We start from the raw sequence: 20,915 nt of genomic DNA on the forward strand, positions 1-20,915 counted from the left end.
AGCGACTTCGAGCCCTCCCCCGCCTGCGGGGGAGGGTTGGGGGGGGGGCAAACCAGCACGTTGCAGGCGCGTCCGGCTCGGGCGGCACGCCACGTGCACGACGCGGTGTCCCGACGATCCGGCCGTTCGCCCCGATCTTGGCCCTCCCCCGCATGCGTGGGGAAGGCGCCCGCCCCGGCACGGACGGGGCGCGACAAAAACTCGCCATCCGAACCCCCGGAACCGCGCTGCAAAGGGCCTCCCACCCCGCCATAAACCCGTCGCCCCGCCTCTGGCACGCCGCTTGCCTGATCCGTGCGACACCCCGCCCATTGGAGGGCACATGGCCGATTTCCTGGGAATCCACGGCACCGCGCTCGCGATCCGCGAGCAGCGTCTGCAGCTGCTGGCCGCGAACATCGCCAATGCCGACACACCGAACTACAAGGCGCAGGACCTCGACTTCAACGGGGCCCTCAACGCCGCGTTGCAGGCGCAGCGCGGCGGGCCGCTGGAACCGGGCAACGCCATTTCCACCGCGGCCGGGAACGCGCATTACCTGCGGCCGAGCAGCCAGCCCAGCCTCGACGGCAACACCGTCGACGGCGACCGCGAAAACGCGGCGTTCGCGCAGGCCTCGCTCGAGTACCGGGCCTCGCTGTCCTTCGTCGAGGCCAAGGTCCGCGGCATGTTGACCGCGATCACCGGCCAGTAAGGAGACCGACCATGAGCAATCTGCCCATCTTCGACGTCGCCGGCTCGGCGATGACCGCGCAGTCGGTGCGCCTGAGCACCGTCGCCTCCAACCTCGCCAATGCCGATTCGGTGTCGGGCGATCCCAATACCGTCTTCCGCGCCAAGCAGCCGGTGTTCACCACCGAACAGGTCGGCAGCAATCCGGCGCTGCAGGGCGTGCGCGCGGCGCAGGTGCTCGACAGCCAGGCGCAGCCGATCAAGCGCTACGAGCCCGGCCACCCGCTGGCCGACGGCAACGGCTACGTCTATGCGCCGGATATCGACCCGGTCTCGCAGATGGTCGACCTCATTTCCGCCTCGCGCAGCTACCAGGCCAACGTCGAGGTGTTCAACAGCGCCAAGGAAACAGCGCTGGCCACCCTGAACATGGGCCGCTGACGGCCCGCCCCTTCGAGACCGCCATCATGGCCACCGTCGACACCACCACCCTGGCAGGCCTCGGCCTCACGCCGAAGCAGAAGCAGGCCGAGCCGTCCACCGGCGCGCTGGGCCAGGCGAACTTCCTGCGGCTGATGACCGAGCAGCTCAAGCACCAGGACCCGCTCAAGCCGCTCGACAGCCAGCAGTTCCTTGGCCAGCTGGCGCAGTTCTCCACCGTGCAGGGCATCGACCAGATGCAGACGGCGATGGGCTCGATGGCCAGCGTCATGGAATCCGACCAGACCCTGCGCGCGGCCACGCTCGTCGGCCACGACGCGCTGGTGGAAACCTCCAAGGTGCAGCTGGCGCCCGGCGCGCCGCTCAGCGGCGAGATCCAGGCGACCCGCGCGGGCGCGCAGACCATCGAGATCGTCGATTCGGGCGGCACCACGGTACGCAAGCTCACGGTGCAGGCCGACGGCGCCGGCGCCACGCCCTATCACTGGGACGGTCTGACCGATGCCGGCGTGCCGGCCTCGGGCGGCACCTACACCATCAAGGCGGTCGCGGGCAGCGCCGCCGACGGTGCCGGCACGGGCGAAGCCCTGTCGGTGCGCGTGAAGGCGAAGGTGGAGAGCGTCTCCATCGAGGCCAGCGGCCTGACGTTGAACATGGCCGGCATCGGCAGCCACTCGCTCGCCGCCGTCCGCCGCCTCGGCTGACCGCCGCTCCCCTCCTTTTCCCGATCCAGACTCGTTCCGGAGACCCAAGATGAGCTTCCGTATCTCGCTGAGCGGCATGAACACCGCTTCGTCCGACCTGAGCGTCACCTCGCACAACATCGCCAACGCCAACACCGTCGGCTTCAAGCAGAGCCGCGCCGAGTTCGGCGACGTGTTCGCGGTCTCGCCCTACGGCCTGGCCAAGAACGCCGTGGGTGCCGGTTCGCGCCTGCAGCGCGTGGCCCAGCAGTTCAACCAGGGCAACATCGACTTCACCGGCCAGGCGCTGGACATGGGCGTGTCGGGCCAGGGCTTCTTCACCCTGTCCAACAACGGCCAGACGGTCTATTCGCGCGCCGGCAACTTCACCACGGACAACAACGGTTTCGTGGTGAACCCGTCGGGCCAGCGCCTGCAGGTCTATTCGCCGACCGGCGACGGCCGCAGCTTCAACACCGGCAAGCTCGGCGATCTGCAGCTCGCCACCGGCGACGCGCCGCCCAAGGTCAGCACCAAGGTCAACGTGGGCGTGACCCTGCCGGGCAACGGCGCACCGCCGACCAACACCCCGTTCGACGCGACCGATCCGACCACCTACACTCACACCACCTCGCTGACGGTGTTCGACTCGCTGGGCGCGTCGCACTCCCAGGCGCTGTACTTCACCAAGACCGGCAACGCCAACGAGTGGACCGTGCAGACCCAGATCGACGGCGTCGACGTGGGCGGCCCGCAGACCCTGCAGTACTCCGACACCGGCGCACTGATCTCGCCGGCCGGCGGCAACATCGCCCTGCCCGCGCACACCCCGCCGGGCGGCGCCGGCCCGATGACGCTGTCGCTGGAACTGGGCAACTCGGTGCAGTACGGCCAGAAGTTCGCCGTGTCCGAGCTGACCCAGGACGGCTTCACCACCGGCAGCCTGTCGGGCATCTCGGTCTCGGCCGAGGGCGTGGTCCAGGCCAGCTACAGCAACGGTGTCACCAAGCCGCTGGGCCAGGTCGCGCTGACCATGTTCGCCAACCCGCAGGGCCTGCAGCAGGCCGGCGACAACGCGTTCTCCGAGACCTTCGAATCCGGCCAGCCCCTGCGCGGCGCCGCCGGCACCTCGCAGTTCGGCCTGGTCCAGGGCGGCGCGCTGGAAGCCTCCAACGTCGACCTGACCGAACAGCTGGTCAGCATGATCACGGCCCAGCGCAACTTCCAGGCGAACGCGCAGATGATCCAGACGCAGGACCAGATCACGCAGACGGTGATCAATCTGCGTTGATGAGGGGAAGCCGCGTCGTCCTCACCGGGCGATACGGTTGAAGTCCCTTGGAACCGCCCCTTCCCCCGCCCGCGGGGGAAGGCTGGGATGGGGGCAAAGTTTGGGGTCGCGAAAGCGAAGGGCATGCGCAACACGCCATGCGCTCGCATCATTTTTTCGCCTTCCGATGGTTTGCCCCCACCCAACCCTCCCCCGCGCGCGGGGGAGGGCTTCATTCGTCGCGCGATCGTTCTATATGCGCGATCCGGCTTTCGAGCCATCCATCGATCACGCTGCAGACGCCCTCCGGGTTCTGCAGGACATCGTGGTTCCAGAAACGCAGCACGTGGAATCCGCGGCGACGCAGGCACGCATCCCGACTCGCATCGGCACGCGAGCCGTTGTGCTGCCCACCGTCCACTTCGATCACCAGCGCCGGTTCCAGGCACGCGAAGTCGGCGATGAACGGGCCGACCGGATGCTGACGTCGGAAGCGGGCGCCGCATCGCTGGCGATCGCGCAGATGACGCCATAGCGCGATCTCGGCCGGTGTCATCGCGTGGCGGAGACGTCGAGCAAGATTCTGGCGTTGTCCAGTGCGCATCTGGATTCCCGACGGATGCCGGGCTGAAGCTCGATCAAGAGGCCGAACTGCGCCAGCGGATCATTGATCGCCCGAGCGTGGGGTTTGCCCCCACCCAACCCTCCCCCGCCCGCGAGGGAGGGCTTTTGCGGTCACGCGCCGGCGCGGAGACCTGCCCCTTCCCCCGCCTGCGGGGGAAGGCTGGGATGGGGGCAAGGGGTCAGGTCGAAGCATTCGGCAACGCAGGCGGGAAAGCACGCGAAAAGCCCACCGCGGCACAGGCCTTGCAAGTCCACTCCCATGGACAAGGCCCTCTACATCGCGATGACCGGCGCCAGCGCCACGCTGCGCGCCCAGGCGAACGTCGCCCACAACCTCGCCAACGTCGACACCGTCGGCTTCCGCGCGACCCTCAGTGCCACGACTGCGATGCCGGTCACGGGCGACGGTTTGTCGTCGCGTGTGGCCACGGCCGAACGGGTGGTCGGCGTGAGCAACGCCACCGGCGCGCTGAGCACCACCGGCAACGTGCTGGACGTGGCGCTCAATGCCGACCGCTGGTTCGCGGTGCAGGATCCCCAAGGCGGCACCGCCTACACCCGCGCGGGCGACCTGCGGGTCAGCCAGAACGGACTGCTGACCACCGGCAGCGGGCTGCAGCTGCTCGACGCCGGCGGCGCGCCGATGGCGATTCCGCCCAACGACGGCCTGGAGATCGGCGCCGATGGCACCGTGTCGGTGATTCCGCAGGGCTCGCCGCGTTCGTCGATGACCCAGATCGGCCGCCTGCAGGTGGTCGAGACCACGACGGCCGACCTCACCCGCGGCGAGGACAGCCTGCTGCGCGCGAACCCCGCCCGCCCGGCACCGCTGCCCGCAGCCGGCGCGGTGCTGCAGACCGGCGTACTGGAAAGCAGCAACGTCGATGCGACCGGTGCGCTGGTCTCGATGATCGAACTCTCGCGCCAGTTCGAGATGCAGGTACGCGTCTTGCAGGCCGGAGACGAGTCCGCGCGCTCGGCCAATTCGCTGCTGTCCTCGCGCTGATCCCACTTTCAGGAATAGACCGCCATGACCACACAGGCACTCTGGATCGCCAAGACCGGCCTCGACGCGCAACAGACGCGCATGGCGGTCATTTCCAACAACCTGGCCAACGTCAACACGACCGGCTTCAAGCGCGACCGCGCGAACTTCGAAGACCTGCTCTACCAGGTGCAGCGCCAGCCCGGCGGTGCGTCCTCGGAGCAGACCACGCTGCCCAGCGGCATGGCGACCGGCACCGGCGTGCGCGTGGCGACGACGGCGAAGTCCTTCGTGCAGGGCAACCTGTCGCAGACCGGCAACGCGCTGGACGTGGCGATCAATGGCCGCGGTTTCTTCGAGGTGCTGATGCCCGACGGCAGCAGCGCCTATACCCGCGACGGCGCGTTCCAGATGAACGCGGAAGGCGAGATGGTCACCAACGAGGGCTACCCGGTGCAGCCGGGCATCCAGATCCCCGAAGGCACGCAGAGCATCACCGTCGCCTCCGACGGCACGATCAGCGTCAAGCAGGCCGGCTCGAACGAATCCACCCAGATCGGCGCGCTCACCCTGACCGACTTCGTCAATCCGACCGGCCTGCAGTCGCTGGGCGGCAACCTCTACACCGAGACCACCGCGTCGGGCCCGGCGCAGACCGGCGCACCGGGCGAAGGCGGCGCGGGCCTGTTGATCCAGGGTTCGCTGGAAAGCTCCAACGTCAACACCGTCGAGGAACTGGTGTCGATGATCGAAACGCAGCGCGCGTACGAAACCAACGCCAAGGCGATCTCGACCGTCGACCAGATGCTCGGCTACCTCAACAACAACCTGTGATCGCGACCATGCGCCTGCTCCTGCCTTCCCTGCTGCTCGCCGCGCTGCCGCTGTCGGGTTGCGCGAGTTTCGTCGGCGACGTGCAGCCGTTCCCGGTGCACCCGGCGGCGGCCACCGCGGCTTACGGCCCACAGACCGCCTACGTGCAGCCGGTGTCCGGCGACGGCGGCGGTTCGATCTTCGCCGGCGCCCGCGACGGCAGCGGCAATCCGGGCATCCGTCTGTTCCAGGACAACAAGGCGCGCGAAGTCGGCGACCTGCTGACCATCGTGCTGGTCGAAAGCACCAGCGCGCGCAGCAATGCGCAGACCGGCATCAGCAAGAGCTCGACGATCGGCATGGGCGCGCCCACGATCTTCGGCCAGCAGGTCACGCTCAACGGCCAGAACGTGCTGCAGGCCGAAGTGGAAGCCGCGCGCCAGTTCGCCGGCCAGGGCAACTCGACCCAGAGCAACGCGCTCGCCGGCAACATCACCGTGACCGTCATCGAACGCCTGCCCAACGGCAACCTGCGTGTCGCCGGCGAGAAGCAGGTGCGCCTCAACCAGGGCGACGAACTCGTCCAGGTGCAGGGCATCGTGCGCGCCTCCGACATCGGTCCCGACAACCGCGTGTCCTCCGACCGCGTGGGCAATGCCCAGATCCTCTACGGCGGTCGCGGCGCGATGGCGCGCTCGAACGCGATGGGCTGGCTGGGCCGCTTCTTCAATTCCGCCGCTGCGCCCTACTAAAGGCCTGCCGACATGTTCTCCTCACGTCTCATCACCGCCGGCATCGCGCTGCTGGGCACGTTGGTGCTCGCACTGCCGGCCGCGCCGGCACACGCCGAACGCGTCAAGGACCTGGCGCAGGTCGCCGGTGTCCGCGGCAATCCGCTGGTCGGTTACGGCCTGGTCGTCGGTCTGGACGGCAGCGGCGACCGTACCTCGCAGACGCCGTTCACCGTGCAGAGCCTGCGCACGATGCTCGACCAGCTGGGCGTCACCATTCCGCCGGGCGTGAACCCGCAGCTCAAGAACGTCGCCGCGGTCGCCATCCAGGCCGAACTGCCGCCGTATGCCAAGCCGGGCCAGACCATCGACGTCACCGTGTCGTCGATCGGCAATGCAGGCTCGCTGCGTGGCGGCGCGCTGCTGATGGCCCCGCTGCGCGGCGCCGACGGGCAGATCTACGCGATCGCGCAGGGTTCGCTGGTCGTCAGCGGCTTCGGTGCCTCGGGCCGTGACGGCTCGAAGATCTCGGTCAACGCGCCCAACGGCGGCAGCATTCCCAACGGCGCGATCGTCGAGCGCGCGGTGCCGGGCGCGGCGCAGAGCGCGGCGGGCAACGTGACGCTGAACCTGCACCAGTTCGACTACACCACCGCCTCGCGCATCGTCGAAGCGGTGAACCGCAACTTCGGCGTCGGCACCGCGCAGGCGATCGACGGCGTGACCATCGAGATCACCCCGCCGGCGATGGACCGGATCGGCTTCCTCGCACAGCTCGAATCGCTGGACGTCTCGCCGGGCGCGGCCGCGGCCAAGGTCGTCGTCAACGCGCGCACCGGTACCGTCGTCATGGGCGGCATGGTCAGCGTGCTGCCGGCGGCGGTGTCGCACGGTTCGCTCACCGTGTCGGTGGTCGAGGGCGCGGCGATCAGCCAGCCCGAAGCGTTCTCGCGCGGCGGACAGACCGTCGTCGTGCCGCAGTCCACCGTCAGCGCCACGGCCGACGGCGGCAAGATGTTCATGTTCCAGGGCGGCACGTCGCTGGAATCGATCGTGCGTGCGGTCAACGCCGTCGGCGCTGCGCCGGGCGATCTGGTCGCGATCCTCGAAGCGCTCAAGCGCGCCGGCGCGCTGCGCGCCGAGCTCGAGATCATCTGACGACCCGCCATGCGTATCGCCGCCGCCAATGCCATGCCGCTGGATGCCGCTGCGACGCCGTCGCAGCCGCGCATCCGCGAAGCGGCGCGCGAGCTGGAAACCCAGTTCGCGCACATGCTGGTGAAGTCGATGCGCAGCACCACGTCGGGCGATCCGCTCGGCGGCGACAACAGTACGTATCGCGACATGTACGACCAGCAGCTGGCGCGCGAGATCACCAAGGGCAAGGGCCTTGGCCTCGCCTCGCAGATCGAGCGCCAGCTGCAGCGCAGCACCGGCGAAGCCGTCGACGAAATTCCGCTGGATACGCGTCTGCCCGGCACCACCGGCGCCGCGCCGATGCCGCTCGCGCAACCGCCTGCCGGCATGACACTCGGCATGGCGCCGTCGGGCGTGCTGTCGGGCGGCATGCGCGCCTACGGCATCGGCGGCACGATGCTGAGCGCTGCGCCCGGCGGCACGCTGGCACTCGCGTCGACCAGCAGCGGCGTCTCGCTGCAGGCGCTGCCGATGCCGGCCCTGCCCGCGCCGCCGGCCGACGCCGCGTTCGACAGCAGCGTCGCGCTCGACAGCAGCAGCCCGGAAGCCTTCGTGCAGTCGATCTGGCCGCACGCGCAGAAGGCCGCCGCCGAACTCGGCGTGCCGGCGAAGGCACTGGTCGCCCAGGCCGCGCTGGAGACCGGCTGGGGCCGGCGCCTGGCCGGCGAGAAGGGCGTGAACTCCAACAACCTGTTCGGCATCAAGGCCGGCAGCCGCTGGGGCGGCGACAGCGTCACCACCGGCACCCACGAGTACGTCAACGGCGTGCGCCAGAACGAGCGCGCGCGCTTCCGCGCGTATGCCTCGCCCGCCGAAAGTTTCGCCGACTACACGCGCCTGATCGGCAACGACCGCTACGCCGCCGCGCGCGGCACCGGCGACGACGTGCATCGCTTCGCCAGCGCGCTGCAGCGCGCCGGCTACGCCACCGATCCGCGGTACGCCGCCAAGCTCACCGCGATCGCCAACGGCCCGACGATCAGCAACGCGATCGCCGGCATGGAACAGCGCGCCCTGCCCGCCTACGACACCGGCCTGCGCTACGCCCAGTCGATGCCCGCGCCCGGCACGCGTCTTGCAGCGGCGGACATGGGCGGCACCGATGTCGGGCTGCTCGCGTCCCTGGGCACGCGCAACCGCATGCCGATGGGCCCGCGTTACTAGCCGTCGTGACCAGGCGTAAAGGACTCCGATGACCGGCATGCTCTCCACTGGCAGTTCCGCGCTGCTCGCGTTCCAGCGCTCGCTGGGCACGATCAGCCACAACGTCGCCAATTCCACGACCGAGGGCTACAGCCGCCAACGGGTGGATCTGGCCGCGCGCGCGGGATCGCCGACTGCCGGTGGTGGCTACATCGGCCAGGGCGTGGATGTCGCGCGCCTGCAGCGCTTGGCCGACGGCCTGGTGTTCGGCCGCCAGATCGACAGCAGCGGCGAGGTGGGCCGCCTGTCCAGCCTGGCGTCGATGTCCAACCGCATCGACACCCTGTTCTCCGACGGCTCCACGGGGCTGTCGCAGCCATTCAACGCGTTCTTCAACGCCAGTCGCGGCGTCGCGGCCGATTCGACCTCCACTTCCGCGCGCAGCGCCCTGCTGGCCGCGGCGCAGGCGCTGACCGCGCGCTGGAATTCGCTCGATACCCAGCTCGGCACGATCGAGGCGGAGACCGACGCCAGCCTGGTCGGCAAGATCGGCGACGCCAACCAATTGATGCGCGAGATCGCGAACCTCAACGCGTCGATCGCCGCCAGCGGCAACCTGGTCACGCCCGACATGCTCGACCAGCGCGATCTGCGCGTGGGCAAGTTGGCCGCGATCACCGGCGCCAGCGTGATCAAGGCCGACGACGGTTCGCTCAACGTGTTCACGCTGGGCGGCCAGCCGCTGGTGCTCGGTGCGAAAGCCTCGACGCTGACCACGGTGCAGGACGCCTATCACCCCGACCGCAAGCAGTTGGCGCTCGACACCGGCAACGGCACACCGGTGCGGCTGGCGGACAGCAACGTCTCCGGCGGGCTTGGCGGCATGCTCGAGTTCCGCAGCCGCGTGCTCGACCCGGCGCGCGCCGAACTCGGCCGGCTCGCCACCGTCATGGCCAGCGAGTTCAACGCCGCGCAGCGCGCCGGTGTGGACTATAACGGCGATGTCGGCACCGATCTCTTCACCTTTGCCCCGCCTCGGGTCGCCGGCAATGCCGCGAACACCGGCTCGGCCGCGTTCCTGACCGGCATCGCCAACGCCGGCGCGCTGACCGGACACGATGTGACGCTGCGCTTCGACGGCGCCGCCTGGACAGCGCAGCGTAGCGACACCGGCGCACCGGTGCCAATGAGCGGCAGCGGCACCGCGGCCGATCCATTCGTCGTCGACGGCGTGTCGCTGGTCATGAGCGGCAGCGCCGCCGCCGGCGACCGCTTCGCCCTGCGCCCGACCGCCGACGCGGCCGGCAGCCTGAAGCTCGCGATCACCGACCCGGCGAAGATCGCCGCGGCCGGCGCGATGACCTCGACCGGCGACCTCGGCAATCTCGGCAACGCACGCGTCGCGTCCACCAGCGTCACCAATGCCGGCACATTCGCCGGTTTCAACGGCGCGACCATCGAATTCCTCGACAGCACCCAGTACACGGTCAATGGCGCCGGGCCGTTTGCGTGGACGCCGGGCAGTCCGATCAACGACCCGGACGGTGCCTGGTCGATCACGCTCTCGGGCACGCCGTCGCCCGGTGACGGCTTCAGCCTCGGCCGCACGCCGGCGCGTTCGTCCAACAACGCAAATGCGCTGGCGTTCTCCGGCCTCGACACCGCCGGCACGCTCAACGGCGGCACGGTATCGCTGACGGTGGGCTTGAGCGAACTGGTCGCCAAGGCCGGCGTCGAAGCGCGCCATGCCTCGCTCGGTCTGGAAGCGCAGCAGGCCATCGACGCGCAGGTCACCGCCGAGCGCGAGTCGGTCAGCGGCGTGAACCTCGACGAGGAAGCCGCCAACCTGATGAAGTTCCAGCAGGCCTACCAGGCCGCCGCGCAGGTGCTCAAGACCGCCGACACGCTGTTCCAGACCCTGCTGGTTTCGGTCAGCCGCTAAGGAGATGCCATGACGCTTCGACTCTCCACCGCCGGCATCCACCAGCAGGGCCTGTCGGCACTGCTGCGCCAGCAATCCAACGTCGCCCGCGCGCAGTTGGAACTGACCACCCAGCAGAAGCTGATCAATGCCGCCGACGATCCGTCGGGCATGGCCAACGCGAAGCGCCTGGAACATGCACTGTCGACGCTGGAACAACAGGACAAGGATTCGGCGCTCGTCGAGCACCGGCTGCGTTCGCAGGAGCAGGCGCTGACCGATGTCGGCACGCAGCTCGATCGCGCGCGGCAGCTGACCGTGCAGGCCGGCAACGGCGCGCTGTCGGATGCCGACCGCGCGTCGATCGCGGGCGAGCTGCGGCAGATCCGCGAAGCCATCGTCGCCATCGGCAACCGCGACGACGGCACCGGCAACAGACTCTTCGCCGGCTCGCGTGATGGCGTGTCGCCGTTCGTGGTCGATGCCAACGGCGGCGTCAGCTACATCGGCGACGACGGCCGCAACCAGGTCGAGGTCGCGCCGGGCCTGCGCATCCGCGACACCGATCCGGGCAGCGACCTGTTCCTGCGCGTGCGCACCGGCGACGGCCTGAGTCGCGCGACCGCGGGCACAGGCAACACCGGCAGTGGCGTCCTGGGGAGCGCGACGGTGACCGATACGGCCGCATGGGCCGGCCGCAGTCTGAGCGTGCATTTCACCGCGCCCGATACCTTCGAACTGCGCGACAGCGCCGGGGCCGTGGTCGCCAGCGGCCCGTACGTCGCCGGCAGCACGATCTCGGGCGGCGGCATCCAGATGACGATCAGCGGCACGCCCGCGACCGGTGACAGTTTCACGATCGGCAAGGCGCCGACGCAGGACGTATTCGGCACGCTGGAGACGCTGGCGAATGCGCTCGATGCACCGGCGATCACGGCCAGCGAAAAGGCCGCGCGCCAGAACGCGATCAACCGCGCACTCGGCGACGTCACCGCGGCGCAGGATCATTTCCTCTCGGCACGCGCCGATACCGGCACGCGCCTCGCCGCACTCGACGACGCGACCGATGGCCGCGAGTCGTATGGCGTGAGCCTGGAGACGATGCTGTCGACCCTGCGCGACGTGGACCCGACCGAAGCCGCCAGCCGGCTCGCCCTGCAGTCGACCGCGCTCGAGGCGGCGCAACGCACGCTGATCAAGGTGCAGCAGATGTCGATCTTCCAGTTGCTGTAAGTGGTGCTCGGCTGCGGTCGGCCGTCGCTGCCAGCTGCGGATCGGCACCACGTCTCTTTTGGAACGCGTGACCGACCCCTTCCCTCGCCTGTTGGGGAAGGGTGGATGGCGGCAGACCCTCACGTCAGTAATCAGTCGGTGCCGAGCAGACGCGTTGCCCGCGTCGAAGATGTCGAGGTCTGGCCCTTCGCCCCCACCCAACCCTCCCCCGCACGCGGGGGAGGGCCGTGAAGCATGCGCGGTCCTCCGCTCAATGCGCCGCACACATCGCCGCAGGAGCGCGCCTGCGGGGCGCCCAAGGCCAGTGCGCCAAGAGAATAGTTGGAGCGCGCGCGAGCGCACTCGCGCATCGCGTGACTTCGCGGGCGCCGCCCACCGCAGGCAGAAGTGTCGTCCGGAAGGGTGGGTCGAGCGCAGCGAAACCCATTACCCCGCTACCTTCGAGTCCGCACGCGCGTGAGAAACGTGCCCTCGGAAGCGCGAAGGTTGTTTTGGTCCACAGCGCCCGGCCCACCTCCGGCATGGCAACGATGGGTGTCGCTGCGCTTTATCCATCCTGCGAAGCTGCCTAGCACCTTCCCGCATCTGGAAACAGCCCTGTCCGGCATCCCGCGAAAGAATATTGCGCATCCGCCCTAAAGGATCTTCCGGGGGTGCCGTTATCCATGTCAGCAGCGGCGAGGGCCAATCCCGGCCAACACCCTGCGGAACCGGCAAAGGCCCACTCGTCGCCGCCGGACCTACCCTCCAGGAGAGCTTCCATGTCCCAGATCATCAACACCAACGTGATGTCGCTCAACGCCCAGCGCAACCTGAGCGCGTCCGGCAACGACCTCGCCACCTCGCTGCAGCGCCTGTCCTCGGGCCTGCGCATCAACAGCGCCAAGGACGACGCCGCCGGCCTCGCCATCTCGCAGCGCATGACCACCCAGATCCGTGGCATGGACCAGGCCGCCCGCAATGCCAACGACGGCATCTCGCTGGCGCAGACCGCCGAAGGCGCACTGAGCACCATCGGCGACAACCTGCAGCGGATCCGTGAGCTGACTGTCCAGGCCGCAAACGGTACAAACTCGGCTGAAAATAGGGGCGCGATCCAGAAAGAGATCGATCAGCTCGGTGAAGAAATCACCCGCGTTCTTGGCAATACCACCTTCAACGGCGAGGCTCTTTTCCCGACAGCTGGCAAGACGTTCGCAATCCAAGTCGGTGCTAATGCGGGCGCGAATGACAAGATCGATATTGTGATCCCCCCAATCGCGATCACTGTGTCTGACTTTGACGTCGAGGCCACTGCCTTTGGTGCAGGTACTGGTGCTGCCACCACGATGACCGCAATTGACGATGCGCTCACGCTTGTGAACGAAGCTCGCGCCGATCTTGGTGCGGCGCAAAACCGCTTCAGCTCGGTCGTCTCGAACCTCTCGATCAACTCCGAGAACCTGTCGGCCGCCCGCAGCCGCATCCAGGACGCCGACTTCGCCAAGGAATCGGCTGCGCTGACCCGCAACCAGATCCTGCAGCAGGCCGGTACCGCGATGCTGGCCCAGGCCAACCAGAGCTCGCAGAACGTCCTCAGCCTGATCCGCTGATTGCAACACCGGGGCGTGGCCATCACCACGCCCCGTTCCGCTGCGGCTTCGACACCGAGGCCGCAGCGGAACGGGACCACCGCTTCGATCCTTCGCAATTCCCGCACACGACACAAGGCCCGCCATGACCGCAGACCTCGCCATCGCCATGCAGCAGACCGCGCGTCCGGCATGCGCAGGCGTGCAGGTCGGAGGGACGCGCTGATGGCACTGGGTGCAGTGGGCTCCGGCCTCGATCCGGCGACCACCGCCGTGCAGCTTGTCGCCGCCGAGCGCATGGTCGCCGACCAGCGCCACGCGACGACCGAAACCAAGATCAAGGCCGAAGTCTCGGCCGTCGCCTCGCTGCGTTCGGCGATGACGGCCCTGCAGTCCGCGGTGCGCACCTTGTCGACGCCCGCTTCGGGCCAGCCGCGCAGCATCGGCATGTCGGCGCCCAGCGGCTTCACCGCCACCGCAGCCTCCGGCGCACCGGTCGGGCAGTACCAGGTCGAAGTGAAACAGCTCGCCACAGCGCACAAGCTGGCCTCGGCCGGGCATGCGCCCGACGCGCGCTTCGGCGCCGGCACCCTGTCGATCTCGGCTGGCGAGCACAGCTTCGATGTCGAGATCGTCGACGGCAAGGACACGCTGGCCGATATCCGCGACGCCATCAATGCCAAGGCCGCCGGCAAGGGCGTACAGGCGAGTCTGGTGAACGGGGATGGCGGCACGCGCCTGGTGCTGACCGCGCTCGACGGCGGCACCGCGAATGCCGTGAGTGTCACCGCGACCGGTGCCACCGGTCTGACCGCTCTGGTGAGTGCCGACCCGCAGACCGGCACGACGACGCTGATCCCCGCGCAGGATGCGCAGATCGTCGTCGACGGCATCGCCCGCACCAGCGCGTCGAACACCATCACCGATCTGCTGCCCGGGATCAGCTTCACCCTGACCGAGGCAAAACCCGGCACCACGGTGCAGATGGACGTCGCCATCGACGCCGAGGCGCAACTGACGGCGGTCAAGACCTTCGTCGAGAAATACAACGCCGCACTGAGCACCATCACCAGCCTGACGTCCTACAACGAGGTCACCAAGACTGGCGCCGCGCTCAACGGCGATTCGATGGTGCGCGGCCTGACCCGGCAGTTGCGCGACATGGTGGGCAGCGAAGTCACCATGCTCAAGGACATGGGCATCGAGATCGCGAAGGACGGCAAGCTGACCCTGAAGGAAGACGACTTCAAGGTGGCCGTGGCCGCCGACCCTGCGCTGGTCACCAAGGCCTTCGGTACCGGCGACACGCTGGGCACCAAGCTGGGCAAGCAGATGACCGACCTGCTGGCCTTCGACGGTCCGCTCAAGACGCGTGACGAAACGCTTACCCAGCGCACCAGACAGCTGACCCAGCAGCGCGAAGCGCTCGACCGCCGCATGTCGCTGGCCGAGGCGCGCTACAAGGCGCAGTTCGTTGCTCTGGATGCGATGGTTACCCAGCTTCAAAGCACCAGTAACTTCCTGGCCCAGCAGCTGGCCACCTCGAAAAGCTCTTCGTGAGAACCGCCATGCACGCACGCAACTTCGCCAACCAGTACAAGCAGATGGGCGCCAGCAGTGCGGCGCTCGACGCCAGTCCGCACCAGCTCATCGCGATCATGCTGTCGACCGCGCGCGAGCGGATCCGTCTGGCCCTGGCCTGCCTGGAACGCGGCGACGTGCCGCGCAAGGCGCACGCGATCACCGATGCCTGCGCGATCATCGGCGGACTCAACAGTTCGCTGAACCTCGAAGCCGGCGGCGAGATCGCCGACGGACTGGCCGCGCTGTACGACTACTGCCAGCGCCGTCTGCTGGAAGCGAACCTCAACAACGACAGCTCGCCGTTGCGCGAGATCGATGACATCCTCGGCGACATCGAAGGCGCCTGGCGCCAGATCGCCCCGAAAGACTGAGCCATGGCCACCCAGCACCCCGCCCTCGACCGCGTGCCCGACCTGCCGGCCGATGCCGTGCGCGCCGCGATCGGTGCGGAGGACTGGGACACCGCCGCCGCGTTGCTTGAATCGCATCACGGCGAGATCGTTTTCGCCCTGTCGAAGGTCGACCTGAAGGTCAGCGCGCGCCAGCCGTGGCTGGATCTGCTGGCCGCGCACGATGGTCTGATCGGCGAACTGCGCGATGCGCGCGACGCCGCCTCGGCCGAACTCGCCCGCCTTGGCCAGGGTCGTCGCGGCGCCAACGCCTGGTTGCGGGAGCTCGCATGAGCACCGGCGCGCCGCTATCGCCTACGCAGGCGCACGAGGCGCTGTTCGGCGACATCCTCACCCTGCACGAAACCCGCGCGGCGACCTTCCTGCCCGGCGCGCTCGACGACGCCAGCCTGCAGCGCATCGCCCTGCAGGGCGAAGCCCTGCTGCGGGGCCTGGCCGTCATCGACGATGGGGCGCCGCGTGCCGACGACCCCGAGCATCCGGTCGACCCGGCCCTGCTGCGCATGGAAGCCAAGCTCGACGTGCTGACCCTGCTGATGACCGGCTTCGCCGCCTCGCAGGGCGCGCTGGATGCGCCGGTCGATCTCACCTGGTCGGCGCGAGGCGCCGAAGTGCTGGTGCAGGGCGCGTTCGCGATCGGCAGCGAAGGCACCTTCCGCATGGCCGCCAGCGAGTGGCTGCCGACGCCTCTGATGTTGCCGGCCAGTGTCATCGCCAGCGAAGCCGGCGACGGAAACGCGACGCGCGTCTGGCTGCGGTTCGGACCGCTGTCGCCTTCCATGGAAGACGCCCTCGAACGCCACGTGTTCCGCATCCACCGCCGCGAAGTGGCGGAAATTCGCCGGCGTTGATCGCACATCCCGCGTGATGTCCAGCCTGTCGCGTGATCTTGATCTTCGTTAAGGTACAGATCGGGGACACACGAGAACGGGGGCACGGACGTGATTCGGGTACTGATCTGCGACGACCACGCGCTGGTGCGCGCGGGTGTTCGCCGTCTGCTCGAGGCAATGGACGGCGTTGAGGTGGTGGGGGAATCCGGCAATGCGGACGACGTGGTCATGCGCGCCCGCCAGGTCCTGCCGGACATCGTGGTGCTGGACCTGTCGTTGAAGGGGCGCAGCGGGTTCGACGCGCTGACCGAACTGCGGCAGGCGGTGCCCGAAAGCGCCGTGGTGATCCTGTCGATGCACGAGGACGTGCTGCACGTCCGTGAAGCGCTGTCACGCGGCGCGCTGTGCTACGTGGTCAAGGACGCACCGCCGGCGGAACTGGAGATCGGCCTGCGCGCCGCGTCCAGCGGCCGCACCTTCCTGAGCCCGCAGGTCTCCGCACCGCAGCTGCGCAGCTATCGCGCCGAGCGCGCGCCCGGCGATGTCGAGAATCTGCCGCGGCGGCAACGCGAGATCCTCAGCGCACTGGGCGCCGGCCGCAGCACCAAGCAGATCGCCGCGGACCTGGCGATCAGCGTCAAGACCGTCGAGACGCATCGCTCGCGGATGATGGAAGCCTTGGGCTGCCGGAACGCCGGCGAACTGCTGCGGATCGCGATGCGGCATCACGATCGGCCCTGAGATCGAGTCGAGCCTTCGGATCTACGCGCGTCTGGCGCTGGCGCGTGAAACGGATGATCGTCGCGATCCCGACACCTCCGAAAATCGCGTGCGAGCACGCTTACACGGCGTGTCATGCGCGCTGGACGCCTCTGCAGAAGCTGGCGGACAACGCTTGAAGCCCTCCCCCGCTCGCGGGGGAGGGTTGGGTGGGGGCGAACGGCCCGATCGCGTTGACGTCAGGCAGCAGACGAAGGCTGGCATGCCTCCGACACAGGCTGCCGCACGAGCCGTGCGCCTCGTCCAGCTGATCGTTTGCCCCCATCCCAGCCTTCCCCCGCATGCGGGGGAAGGCGCGGTGCGCGAAAGCTGATGTCGTCGCTTTGTTAGGAAGAACCGGACGCCAGATGGCGCGACGGATTTCCCACACGTGCACCCGCGAAAATCGCGTTTGATGAGAATTTTCTGACACCGGTCACGGCACAGCTCTTGCCATGTGTCGCGGTCGCCGAGGCACGGTACGCAAATCACCCGAAAAACCGGTCTGTGATCGACATCACACGTGACCACGCACGTCAGATCGCGTCACTTCACCTCAGCCTCACGTCATTTTCACGACGCAAAGTAAGGGCACGCCTGACATGCCTACAGGAACGCCCTGAATGGGCGGCAGGTTTGCCCTGATTCGTGCGTCGAAAACCCGACTTCACCATATCTCCACACGCTGACACGGGGTCGGCACGGGGATTCGAAGTCATGAAGGGCACGCTTCGCGGCACGATGGCACAGGGCGTCAATCTGACGCCGCAGCTCCTCCAGTCGATCCGACTACTGCAGCTCACCTCGCAGCAGCTGGCCACCGAACTCCAGCAGACTCTTGAGCGCAATCCGCTGCTCGAACAGGACGAGCCGGAGCTGGAAACCGAATCCCCCGAATCCGACATCGCCGGCTTCGAAGCCGCGGCGTGGGACGAACTCCCCGAGCCGGCGTTCCTGGCGGGCATGGGCAGCAATGGCAGCTTCGGCGGCCTCGACGACGACGCCACCGCGCGCATCGCCGACGGCGAGTCGACCGACATGCGCCAGCGCCTGCTGTCGCGCCTGGCGCTGGAGTGGGCCGCCGGCGATCTGCCGCTGGCCGCGTTCTGGCTGGACCGCTGCGACGACAACGGCTACCTCGAGCAGTCGCTCGACGAACTGCAGGCCGAAGGCGAGATCGAGTTCCCGGGCCGCGCCGACGATCTGTCGGTCGTGCGCCAGCGTCTGCTGCACGGCGAGTGGCCGGGGATGGCCGCCGCCGATCCGACCGAATGCCTGTCTGCGCAGCTGCGCGTGCTGGCCGCGTCCGACGCGCGTTCGCTGGCCCTGCGCATCCTCGCCGACCATGTCGAACTGCTGGCCGCGCACGACGACACCGCGCTCGCGACCGCCCTATCGGTCGACGTTGCCGCCGTGCGCGACGCGGTCGCGCTGATCCTCTCGCTGCGTGCGCACCCGGTCGAAGCCCCGGCCTCGGTCGAGGACAGCCACATCGTGCCGGACGTCGTGACCTGGTTCGCCGGTGGCGCCTGGCGCGTCGCGCTGGGCCGCCACACCACGCCGCGCGTGCGCATCAGCGCGCATTGCGAGCGCGCGCTCGCCGGCAGCGACCACACCGTGCTGCGCGGCCTGCTCGACGAGGCCCGCTGGCTGGTCCGCGGCCTCGCCATGCGCAATGACACCCTGATGCGCACCGCGCAGCTGCTGGTCGAGCGCCAGCGCGGTTTCCTCGAGCAGGGCGACGAGGCGATCCTGCCGCTGACCCTGCGCGAAGTCGCCGACGCGATCGGCGTGCACGAGTCCACCGTCTCGCGCATCGTCGCCGGCAAGTACATCCAGACCCCGCGCGGCACGATCGAACTCAAGCGCCTGTTCGCCGTGCGCCTGGAAGGCGCCGACGTGTCGGGCAGCGCGGTCCGTGCGATGGTCAAGCGTCTGATCGACGACGAGCCGCGCCACGCGCCGCTTGCCGACGACGTCATCGCCGGCATCCTCGCCCGCCAGGGCGTGCGCATCGCCCGCCGCACCGTCGCCAAGTACCGCGACCAGTTGTCGATCGGCCCCGCCAAGGCCCGCTCGATCCGTTCCGCCGCTGCCCTGCAGGTCGCCGCCTGATGAACACCGCCCGCATCCTCGTCATCGAACAGGACATGGAGCGCGCGGAGCGCGTCGCGACCCTGCTCGAGTTCATGGAATACACGCCGCGCATCGTCGCCGGCCTCGAAGACCTGGACCTCAGCCGCGCACAGGCCGCCGACTGGCTGGCCGTGGTCGTGGGCGACATCGACGGCGCCGAGCTGGCCGGCTTCACCGCGTGGCTGTCGAAGCAGTCGCTGCATCCGCCGGTGCTCGAACTGCCGGGCCATGCGCCGGACGCGCTGTGGCGCTCGCGCCTGCACCGCCAGTCGGTGTGGGCCCTCGATTTCCCGCTGCGCCGCAGCCAGCTTCAGGACTGCCTGCAGCGCGCGGCCATCAACCATGCCGAAGCGCAGGCCCGCGCCGCGCGTCCGCAGAGTGGTCCGACCGGCCACAGCGCCGCCGCCGTGTCGCTCAACCGCATGATCGACCAGGTCGCGCCACACGACACCACGGTGCTGATTCTCGGCGAGTCCGGCACCGGCAAGGAAGTCGCCGCGCGCGCTGTGCACGACCGCAGCGCGCGTCGCGAGAAGCCTTTCGTTGCCGTCAACTGCGGCGCGATCCCGGCTGATCTGCTGGAGAGCGAACTGTTCGGCCACGAGAAGGGCGCGTTCACCGGCGCGCTCACCCAGCGCAAGGGCCGCTTCGAAATGGCCGAGGGCGGCACCCTGCTGCTCGACGAAATCGGCGACATGAGCCTGCCGATGCAGGTCAAGCTGCTGCGCGTGCTGCAGGAGCGCTGCTTCGAGCGCGTCGGCGGCACCGGCACCATCAAGTGCAACGTGCGCGTGATCGCCGCGACCCACCGCGATCTGGAATCGCGCATCGAGAACGGCCAGTTCCGCGAGGACCTGTTCTACCGCCTCAACGTGTTCCCGATCGAACTGCCGGCGCTGCGCGAGCGCACCGAGGATCTGCCGGCGCTGATCGCGGCGATCTCGCGCCAGCAGGCCGAACAGGGCCGCGGCCAGGTCACGCTGTCGGCCGATGCCGTCGCCACGCTGCAGCAGCACCGCTGGCCGGGCAACGTGCGCGAACTGTCGAACCTGCTCGAGCGCCTGGCCGTGCTGCACCCGGCCGGCACCGTGCGCGCCATCGATCTGCCGCCGCGTTACCGCGCCGCGCTGCCGACCGGCGAACTGCTCGACGAGGCGCCGGTACTTCGTCAGATCGCCGAACCCGACGCGCCGATCGCCCGTCTCGTCGCGGCACCGCCGCCGGCGATGCCGGCAGCGACCGTCGAGGCGCCGGCGCTGTCGTTCGACAGCCTGCCCAGCGAAGGCATTGACCTGCGCGACCACATCGCCGCGATCGAACTGCAGCTGATCCGCGCCGCGCTGGCCCAGGCCAATGGTGTCGTCGCGCATGCCGCGCCGCTGCTGGGTCTGCGTCGCACCACGCTGGTCGAAAAGCTGCGCAAGTACGGCATCGATCGCGAAGCCGACACCACCACGGCGGCTGCGGCAGGTTTCTGACGAGCCGCTGGCACGGGAATTGCCTGAACAGCGCAAAGACGCTGCGAAGCCACGCCCATGACCGACGCCATCTCCTCGATCCTCAGCCAGATCCGCGCCCACGAAACGCGCGCACGCGGCGATGTCGGCAACACGAATGCGATCGATGTCGGCCTCGGCAACGCCCAGCTGGGCCGCGTCGAAAGCGGCACGAAGGCACCCGGTTTCGGTGAGCTGCTGTCGGGCGCGATCGACAAGGTCAGCCAGACCCAGGCCCACAGCAGTGCGATGCAGACCGCGTTCGAGATGGGCGACCCGCGCGCCGACCTCGCCCGCACGATGGTGGCGATGCAGCAGTCCTCGGTCGCGTTCCGCGCGACGGTCGAAGTCCGCAACCGCCTCGTCCAGTCCTACCAGGACGTCATGAACATGCCGGTGTAAGTGCGACGCGC

At 68.9% G+C, this 20,915-nt stretch carries 21 protein-coding genes; 20 read left to right on the forward strand and 1 reads right to left on the reverse strand.

What is annotated here, in order from left to right:
- Positions 1-322: 322 nt before the first annotated feature.
- From flgB to flgE, 4 genes are read left to right on the forward strand one after another with little or no spacing between them, the layout of a single operon-like run.
- Positions 323-694 (forward strand): flagellar basal body rod protein FlgB, encoded by a 372-nt coding sequence (gene flgB / locus E2F49_RS09200; RefSeq protein ID WP_133393635.1) that lies wholly within the window; start codon positions 323-325, stop codon positions 692-694.
- Positions 695-705: 11 nt separating this feature from the next.
- On the forward strand, positions 706-1,113 hold the full coding sequence (flgC, locus tag E2F49_RS09205; protein WP_133393636.1) for a flagellar basal body rod protein FlgC: 408 nt from the start codon (positions 706-708) through the stop codon (positions 1,111-1,113).
- A 26-nt stretch (positions 1,114-1,139) separates the two neighbouring features.
- Entirely contained in the window at positions 1,140-1,817 is a 678-nt protein-coding gene (locus E2F49_RS09210) for a flagellar hook assembly protein FlgD (protein WP_133393637.1), read from the forward strand.
- Between the two features lie 49 nt (positions 1,818-1,866).
- Complete coding sequence (gene flgE, locus E2F49_RS09215) at positions 1,867-3,087, forward strand: flagellar hook protein FlgE (RefSeq protein WP_133393638.1); 1,221 nt, start codon at positions 1,867-1,869, stop codon at positions 3,085-3,087.
- Positions 3,088-3,298: 211 nt separating this feature from the next.
- Here flgE and E2F49_RS09220 read toward each other — a convergent pair whose 3' ends face one another.
- On the reverse strand, positions 3,299-3,670 hold the full coding sequence (locus E2F49_RS09220; RefSeq protein WP_133393639.1) for an endonuclease domain-containing protein: 372 nt from the start codon (positions 3,668-3,670) through the stop codon (positions 3,299-3,301).
- A gap of 279 nt (positions 3,671-3,949) precedes the next feature.
- On the opposite strand from E2F49_RS09220, the gene E2F49_RS09225 reads away from it, so the two are divergent.
- The 16 genes from E2F49_RS09225 (at position 3,950) to fliE (ending at position 20,904) form a co-directional block, all read left to right on the forward strand.
- Positions 3,950-4,696 carry a flagellar basal body rod protein FlgF gene (locus E2F49_RS09225; RefSeq protein ID WP_133393640.1) on the forward strand — a complete coding sequence of 249 codons (747 nt, stop codon included), beginning with the start codon at positions 3,950-3,952 and terminating at the stop codon, positions 4,694-4,696.
- A gap of 24 nt (positions 4,697-4,720) precedes the next feature.
- The gene (gene flgG, locus E2F49_RS09230) at positions 4,721-5,509 is read left to right on the forward strand and encodes a flagellar basal-body rod protein FlgG (protein ID WP_055251610.1); all 789 of its coding nucleotides are present in this window, start codon (positions 4,721-4,723) and stop codon (positions 5,507-5,509) included.
- A gap of 8 nt (positions 5,510-5,517) precedes the next feature.
- Positions 5,518-6,240, forward strand: coding sequence for a flagellar basal body L-ring protein FlgH (flgH, locus tag E2F49_RS09235; protein ID WP_133393641.1), 723 nt, complete (start codon positions 5,518-5,520; stop codon positions 6,238-6,240).
- 12 nt (positions 6,241-6,252) lie between these two features.
- Entirely contained in the window at positions 6,253-7,377 is a 1,125-nt protein-coding gene (locus tag E2F49_RS09240; RefSeq protein WP_133393642.1) for a flagellar basal body P-ring protein FlgI, read from the forward strand.
- A 9-nt stretch (positions 7,378-7,386) separates the two neighbouring features.
- Positions 7,387-8,580 (forward strand): flagellar assembly peptidoglycan hydrolase FlgJ, encoded by a 1,194-nt coding sequence (flgJ, locus tag E2F49_RS09245; RefSeq protein WP_133393643.1) that lies wholly within the window; start codon positions 7,387-7,389, stop codon positions 8,578-8,580.
- Positions 8,581-8,608: 28 nt separating this feature from the next.
- A complete protein-coding gene (gene flgK / locus E2F49_RS09250; RefSeq protein WP_133393644.1) occupies positions 8,609-10,501 on the forward strand; it encodes a flagellar hook-associated protein FlgK in 1,893 nt (630 codons plus the stop codon).
- Positions 10,502-10,510: 9 nt separating this feature from the next.
- Positions 10,511-11,713 (forward strand): flagellar hook-associated protein FlgL, encoded by a 1,203-nt coding sequence (gene flgL, locus E2F49_RS09255; protein WP_133393645.1) that lies wholly within the window; start codon positions 10,511-10,513, stop codon positions 11,711-11,713.
- A gap of 761 nt (positions 11,714-12,474) precedes the next feature.
- A complete protein-coding gene (locus tag E2F49_RS09260) occupies positions 12,475-13,305 on the forward strand; it encodes a flagellin N-terminal helical domain-containing protein (RefSeq protein ID WP_133393646.1) in 831 nt (276 codons plus the stop codon).
- A 204-nt stretch (positions 13,306-13,509) separates the two neighbouring features.
- Positions 13,510-14,844: a flagellar filament capping protein FliD gene (fliD, locus tag E2F49_RS09265; RefSeq protein WP_165971184.1), complete on the forward strand. Its 1,335-nt coding sequence runs from the start codon at positions 13,510-13,512 to the stop codon at positions 14,842-14,844.
- 8 nt (positions 14,845-14,852) lie between these two features.
- Positions 14,853-15,239, forward strand: a complete 387-nt coding sequence (fliS, locus tag E2F49_RS09270) for a flagellar export chaperone FliS (protein WP_055251599.1) — start codon at positions 14,853-14,855, stop codon at positions 15,237-15,239.
- A 3-nt stretch (positions 15,240-15,242) separates the two neighbouring features.
- A complete protein-coding gene (locus E2F49_RS09275; RefSeq protein WP_133393648.1) occupies positions 15,243-15,551 on the forward strand; it encodes a hypothetical protein in 309 nt (102 codons plus the stop codon).
- A complete protein-coding gene (locus E2F49_RS09280) occupies positions 15,548-16,129 on the forward strand; it encodes a PilZ domain-containing protein (RefSeq protein WP_133393649.1) in 582 nt (193 codons plus the stop codon). The genes E2F49_RS09275 and E2F49_RS09280 overlap by 4 nt, the downstream gene beginning before the upstream one ends.
- Before the next feature lie 93 nt (positions 16,130-16,222).
- Positions 16,223-16,852: a response regulator gene (locus E2F49_RS09285; protein WP_055252109.1), complete on the forward strand. Its 630-nt coding sequence runs from the start codon at positions 16,223-16,225 to the stop codon at positions 16,850-16,852.
- 735 nt (positions 16,853-17,587) lie between these two features.
- Complete coding sequence (rpoN, locus tag E2F49_RS09290; RefSeq protein ID WP_133393650.1) at positions 17,588-18,985, forward strand: RNA polymerase factor sigma-54; 1,398 nt, start codon at positions 17,588-17,590, stop codon at positions 18,983-18,985.
- Positions 18,985-20,484, forward strand: coding sequence for a sigma-54 dependent transcriptional regulator (locus tag E2F49_RS09295; protein ID WP_133393651.1), 1,500 nt, complete (start codon positions 18,985-18,987; stop codon positions 20,482-20,484). Before rpoN ends, E2F49_RS09295 begins: the two co-directional genes overlap by 1 nt.
- A 57-nt stretch (positions 20,485-20,541) precedes the next feature.
- The gene (gene fliE, locus E2F49_RS09300; protein WP_055251588.1) at positions 20,542-20,904 is read left to right on the forward strand and encodes a flagellar hook-basal body complex protein FliE; all 363 of its coding nucleotides are present in this window, start codon (positions 20,542-20,544) and stop codon (positions 20,902-20,904) included.
- Positions 20,905-20,915 lie beyond the last annotated feature (11 nt).

Source organism: Luteimonas terrae, from assembly GCF_004358165.1.
GTDB lineage: Bacteria > Pseudomonadota > Gammaproteobacteria > Xanthomonadales > Xanthomonadaceae > Luteimonas > Luteimonas terrae.

Bases quoted from the DNA above. Each gene is read 5' to 3' on its own strand.
- fliD (WP_165971184.1), top strand. From the start codon at position 13,510: ATGGCACTGGGTGCAGTGGGCTCCGGCCTCGATCCGGCGACCACCGCC.
- E2F49_RS09295 (WP_133393651.1), top strand. From the start codon at position 18,985: ATGAACACCGCCCGCATCCTCGTCATCGAACAGGACATGGAGCGCGCG.
- flgL (WP_133393645.1), top strand. From the start codon at position 10,511: ATGACGCTTCGACTCTCCACCGCCGGCATCCACCAGCAGGGCCTGTCG.
- E2F49_RS09275 (WP_133393648.1), top strand. From the start codon at position 15,243: ATGGCCACCCAGCACCCCGCCCTCGACCGCGTGCCCGACCTGCCGGCC.
- flgC (WP_133393636.1), top strand. From the start codon at position 706: ATGAGCAATCTGCCCATCTTCGACGTCGCCGGCTCGGCGATGACCGCG.
- flgE (WP_133393638.1), top strand. From the start codon at position 1,867: ATGAGCTTCCGTATCTCGCTGAGCGGCATGAACACCGCTTCGTCCGAC.
- fliS (WP_055251599.1), top strand. From the start codon at position 14,853: ATGCACGCACGCAACTTCGCCAACCAGTACAAGCAGATGGGCGCCAGC.
- flgG (WP_055251610.1), top strand. From the start codon at position 4,721: ATGACCACACAGGCACTCTGGATCGCCAAGACCGGCCTCGACGCGCAA.
- flgB (WP_133393635.1), top strand. From the start codon at position 323: ATGGCCGATTTCCTGGGAATCCACGGCACCGCGCTCGCGATCCGCGAG.
- flgK (WP_133393644.1), top strand. From the start codon at position 8,609: ATGACCGGCATGCTCTCCACTGGCAGTTCCGCGCTGCTCGCGTTCCAG.
- flgJ (WP_133393643.1), top strand. From the start codon at position 7,387: ATGCGTATCGCCGCCGCCAATGCCATGCCGCTGGATGCCGCTGCGACG.
- E2F49_RS09225 (WP_133393640.1), top strand. From the start codon at position 3,950: ATGGACAAGGCCCTCTACATCGCGATGACCGGCGCCAGCGCCACGCTG.
- E2F49_RS09220 (WP_133393639.1), bottom strand. From the start codon at position 3,670: ATGCGCACTGGACAACGCCAGAATCTTGCTCGACGTCTCCGCCACGCG.
- E2F49_RS09260 (WP_133393646.1), top strand. From the start codon at position 12,475: ATGTCCCAGATCATCAACACCAACGTGATGTCGCTCAACGCCCAGCGC.
- E2F49_RS09240 (WP_133393642.1), top strand. From the start codon at position 6,253: ATGTTCTCCTCACGTCTCATCACCGCCGGCATCGCGCTGCTGGGCACG.
- rpoN (WP_133393650.1), top strand. From the start codon at position 17,588: ATGAAGGGCACGCTTCGCGGCACGATGGCACAGGGCGTCAATCTGACG.
- flgH (WP_133393641.1), top strand. From the start codon at position 5,518: ATGCGCCTGCTCCTGCCTTCCCTGCTGCTCGCCGCGCTGCCGCTGTCG.
- E2F49_RS09280 (WP_133393649.1), top strand. From the start codon at position 15,548: ATGAGCACCGGCGCGCCGCTATCGCCTACGCAGGCGCACGAGGCGCTG.
- fliE (WP_055251588.1), top strand. From the start codon at position 20,542: ATGACCGACGCCATCTCCTCGATCCTCAGCCAGATCCGCGCCCACGAA.
- E2F49_RS09210 (WP_133393637.1), top strand. From the start codon at position 1,140: ATGGCCACCGTCGACACCACCACCCTGGCAGGCCTCGGCCTCACGCCG.